The following is a 4,787-nucleotide window of genomic DNA, read 5'->3' as shown; positions in this document are numbered from 1 at the left end:
GAACAACATGCTTTTCTTTGCAGCATTTCCTATGCTCGCAGCCGCTTGGGCACTCTATATCTCGAGAGACTACGACACATTTTTAATGTATTAAGTCCAGTTAAAACCAATCAAAGAGTAGTGACGCGCCAACTCTTCACTGCTCTGATTTCACGCAAGAAATCAATTAATAGTCACTAACAAGTCGCTTCGACAAACTTGAATGGCTCGATATCAAGTCCGATAGATCACCACTTACCAAACCACCATCCAATACTCGCCACTCACCAGCGACCATCACTGCATTCGCGTTGTGCGCACCACATAACAGGAGTGCAGCAAGAGGATCATGACTTCCAGAAAATCGTGCCTCATCCAATTTGAATAAGGCAATATCCGCTTGCTTTCCAACTGCGAGCTCTCCAATATCAGAACGTCCTAAAACAGACGCTGAACCTTTCGTTGCCCAACGGAGGGCATCAAAGTGCGTCACCTCATCGGCCTCATAACGCAGTCGATTGATTAACATGGCTTGTCGTACTTCTTGGATCATATTTGAGCCATCATTAGATGCAGATCCATCAACACCCAGCCCGACTGGCGAACCGTGTTCCTCCAATTCAAGGGTTCGGCATATCCCAGAAGCAAGCACCATATTGGATGAAGGGCAATGGCAAACGCTCACACCCGCCCTACCTAAGCGATGCAACTCGTCGTCATTAAAATGAATGCCATGCGCAAGCCAAACATCATTACTCATCCAATTGACGGACTCTAAATAGTCCACGGGGCGCATACCAAATGTTTTAAGGCAGAAGTTATTTTCATCTTCAGTTTCAGCCAAATGGGTATGTAATCGAACACCGTGATCGCGCGCCAAAGAGGCTGTTTGCTTCATCAAATCAGTAGTGACAGAGAACGGCGAACATGGCGCCAGCGCGATATTCACCATAGATCCTTCTGAGGCATCATGATACTGACGAATCAAACGTTCAGAATCTTTCAAAATAGCGTCGTCAGATTGCACAGTCGATTGCGGCGGCAAGCCACCATCGTCTTGCCCTAAACTCATTGAGCCGCGTGTCAGGGTAACGCGCGTTCCCACTTTTGAAGCGGCTTGAACTTGAATATCAATCGCTTCAGTTAATGCCTCAGGAAACAAATAATGATGATCTGAAACCGTAGTACAGCCAGAAAGAAGCAACTCGCTCAAACCTAATTCAGTCGCAGCACTTAGCATCTCTGGTTGAAGCCTCGCCCACACCGGATACAAGGTTTGAAGCCAAGGAAACAAACGTTTGTTAAGTGCTGGCGGAAATGCGCGCGTAAGCGTTTGATAGAGATGATGATGAGTATTAATCAGACCAGGTAATAGGACCGACTCTGAAGCATCAAACACTTCATGATAAGACGTTTGGGGTACTTGACCGAGGGCAATAAGCTCCACGATTTTATTGCCACTAACAACAATACCGCCACGCGCATCTTCATCATTGGCGGTAAATACGGAAAGCGGATTTTTAATCCAAGTCGTTTTGGGATTAGACATGAAAAGTCACTCCTATTTATTGTGAATAGAACAGGATGGCAGTGACTTCCTAAGGGAATGCTCAATGAGCAGCGTGTTAATCTGCCGATGAAATATGAACAGCTTGAACTTGGGGTCAGAGTACTTTTACTCTGACCCCAATATTCGTTATACGTTTAAACCACAGCCGCCTAAAATGACTGTGCAAAGCAGTTCTTTAATTCTTTGTACGTCTTCGTCGTCGTACTCAAGCTTATTCGTCACAGTAAGAATCTGCGCATCAAAGTCAGCGTAATGCTGTGTCGTTGACCAAATCATGAAGATCAAATGTTCAGGATCAATCGCTTTCATCTTGCCTTGATCAATCCATGATTGAATGATTTTGCTTTTCTCACGTACCCAAGTACGCAAGTTTGTGCGCAAGTGCTCTTGAAGATTTGGCGCGCCTTGAATGATTTCTAAAGCAAAAATTTTAGAGGCACTTGGATACTGAATCGCCAAGTCGACTTTGGCACAGATATACGCGCGTAAAACTTCAGCAGGGTCATCCCCTTCACTCATATCTTCAATCGTTTCGTCCCAACGATTAATGATTTCATCAAGTACCGCAAGATAGAGTGCTTGTTTGCTTTTGAAGTAGTACAGCACATTCGCTTTTGGAAGGCCGGCTGCATCAGCAATTGACTGCATGCTTGTGCCCTTAAAGCCATTCTTTACAAAGGAATCTTCTGCTGCTGCAAGAATATTCTTACGATTTTGTGCACGAATTTTTCCTGTTTTTTGCGGAGCTTCTGCGATATCCATGGTAATACTACTTGTTCGTTTCTTATTAAGCCGCCACTGATGACGGTAGTTCCCCCAAACCTGCTTAAAGCAAACTTGGCCGTAAATTATAAACGAAAGGAACGCTGTGCGTCCCCTTCGCAAGGCGCTAAATTAAACGCTCACTTACTTCATTTCTTTTGGTAACAATGAGTTGAGAATTAAGGCTGTTAATCCACCCATTGTCACTGCCGAACCAAAAATCGTTTGAATTAGTTTTGGCATTTCTTGCAACACATCTGGAACCGCAGCAACACCAAGCCCCATTCCAAATGAAAGCGCCATAATCAGCATCGCGCGTCTATCCATCTCTACCGTTGCAAGTATACGTACACCTGCCGCGGCAACGGTACCAAACATTACCAAAGTTGCACCACCTAAAACGGGTTTAGGCAACTGCTGGAATACTCCACCTATAATTGGAAATAAGCCAAGTACAACTAAAATCCCCGCAACCCAATATGCTACATATCGGCTTGCAACGCCCGTTAGCTGAATAACACCATTATTCTGACTAAATGTGGTATTTGGAAAGGTATTAAAGGTCGCTGCGATCAAAGAATTAACACCATCACCCAGTACGCCACGCTTGATACGTTGGCGATAGCTATCATCGTCAATTGAGAGCTTAGAAAGCATCGATGTAGCGGTTAAATCACCAGAAGATTCAATCGCCGTAATAAGATAAATGAAAGCTACAGGAATAAATGCTTCAACATCAAAGCTAAACCCATATTTAAACGGCGTTGGTATCGCAACCAAATCCATATCGGCAAGCATAGAAAAATCGACCTTACCCATAAACCAAGCGGCAATAAAACCGATGATCAAACCGTAGAAAATCGCGCCAGAACGCAGTATCGGCTTAGAACTTTGATTCAATATGATAATAATCAACAACACTGAACCGCCAAGGGCTAGGTTTTCTAAACTACCTAAATCTGGGGCTTTAAAACCACCAGCCAGATCCGTCATACCGACTTTGATTAAATAGAGCCCAATCGTGGTGATAACAATGCCTGTCACTAGAGGGGTCACAAACACTTTAAGCTTGTGTAAAAACTGGCTTAGAAAAATTTCGATAAATGCGCCAAGGAAACAAACGCCAAAGATCAAGCTTAAGATCTCATCAGGACCACCACCTTTACCTTTCGCGATAAATCCAGCCGCTAAGATAGAGCTTAAAAAGGCAAAACTAGTGCCTTGAAGAGCCATCAAGCCCGAACCTACTGGGCCAAAGCGTCTAGCTTGTATAAACGTTCCTACACCCGAAACGATAAGTGCCATGCTTATAAGATAAGGTACTTCGGAACCTAATCCTAAGACACCGCCAATAATTAAGGTGGGCGTGATAATTCCAACGAAGCTTGCAAGCACATGCTGCAAGGCGGTGAGTCCTGCGACGGGCGCAGGCGGTCGATCATCTATGCCATAGATGATTTCTGAATTCGTCATGCTACTTTCCTCGCTAAACACACAATCAATTATTTTGGTTAGTTAATTGATCAACTACCTAAAGTAAGTAATTAAAAATTTAGTACTTTGTTTATTTGTGACTTTTAATTGTATTCATGTTCTTTTTATAAGCTTCCTGCTTCAAAAATGCTGCAGTGCTTTGAGGCACTGCAGCAAAAAAGAAGACGGTTTTTATCAAACCTTAAGTACGACTTATAGGTGGTACTTGATCAAGCCGCTAACTGCAGACTCGTTTTCGTCACTCTTAACACCGAACTTGTTGCTCCAGTAAGAGTATTCGATACCAACTTCAAGCTTAGACTTGGTGATACCCATGAACTTGCCTACGTCAGCACGAAGCTGTGGGTTGAAGTGGAAATCAGACGCGTGATCAGCTTCTGCTGAAGACCAGTCGATGTAACCGTCGAACATGAAGTCAACACCTGCTACTGCGAAAGGAACACCGTAAGTAACTGTCAACTGAACGTCATCCTTGTTGTTTTCATTATCAGCGTAGAAAACGTTAGTGCCGAAAAACGCAAATCCTGGAAGATCCCAGCTCAAGCCAACACCGTAAAGGTAATTGTCTTGACTAAAACCAGTTGAGTTAGAGCTAAATTCGTAAGTTGTAGCAAGAAGTACATCTTTAATCGGACCAACACTTAAGTCTGATCCTGCTAAGTTACTAAGGCTGAAACGAGGAGAAAGTTCACCGTAAGTTTCGTTGAAGCTAGAAGCTGAACCTTTACCGTTTAGACGATCTACGAAGAAGAACGCATCACCCCAATCGTGGCCAGAAGCGTGCTCAATTGTCATCACAGTCATTTCTTGAGTCTTATTCGGAGCACCGAAGTTGTAACCTACATTGAAGTAATCAGCACTGTGAAGAACAGTTACACTGTTGTCTGCCCAGAATTGTTCTGCTTGAGCTGGAGCAGCGACTACCGCTGCAGAAAGTGCTGCTGCACTTGCAAGAGTTTTTAGTTGTTTCATTTTTCTACCT

The 4,787-nt window shown here is 43.8% G+C and carries 4 protein-coding genes; all 4 read right to left on the bottom strand.

Translation table 11 applies throughout. The features are described from left to right. Positions 1-166 precede the first annotated feature (166 nt). Entirely contained in the window at positions 167-1,528 is a 1,362-nt protein-coding gene (locus A3739_RS09630; RefSeq protein WP_068478200.1) for an 8-oxoguanine deaminase, read from the bottom strand. A gap of 147 nt (positions 1,529-1,675) precedes the next feature. Then, positions 1,676-2,311 carry a TetR family transcriptional regulator C-terminal domain-containing protein gene (locus tag A3739_RS09625; protein WP_068478055.1) on the bottom strand — a complete coding sequence of 212 codons (636 nt, stop codon included), beginning with the start codon at positions 2,309-2,311 and terminating at the stop codon, positions 1,676-1,678. A gap of 144 nt (positions 2,312-2,455) precedes the next feature. After that, the gene (locus A3739_RS09620; protein WP_068478198.1) at positions 2,456-3,784 is read right to left on the bottom strand and encodes a uracil-xanthine permease family protein; all 1,329 of its coding nucleotides are present in this window, start codon (positions 3,782-3,784) and stop codon (positions 2,456-2,458) included. 213 nt (positions 3,785-3,997) lie between these two features. After that, positions 3,998-4,787: DUF5020 family protein (locus A3739_RS09615; protein WP_231877058.1), on the bottom strand; the 790-nt coding region annotated here is incomplete at its 5' end.

This window comes from Oleiphilus sp. HI0067 (genome assembly GCF_001635735.1).
The sequence above is the reverse complement of the archived record's forward strand: the minus strand, read 5'-3'. Positions and strand labels throughout refer to the sequence as shown.

Coding starts and splice junctions, on each gene's coding strand:
- A3739_RS09630 (WP_068478200.1), bottom strand. CDS start 1,528: ATGTCTAATCCCAAAACGACTTGGATTAAAAATCCGCTTTCCGTATTT.
- A3739_RS09625 (WP_068478055.1), bottom strand. CDS start 2,311: ATGGATATCGCAGAAGCTCCGCAAAAAACAGGAAAAATTCGTGCACAA.
- A3739_RS09620 (WP_068478198.1), bottom strand. CDS start 3,784: ATGACGAATTCAGAAATCATCTATGGCATAGATGATCGACCGCCTGCG.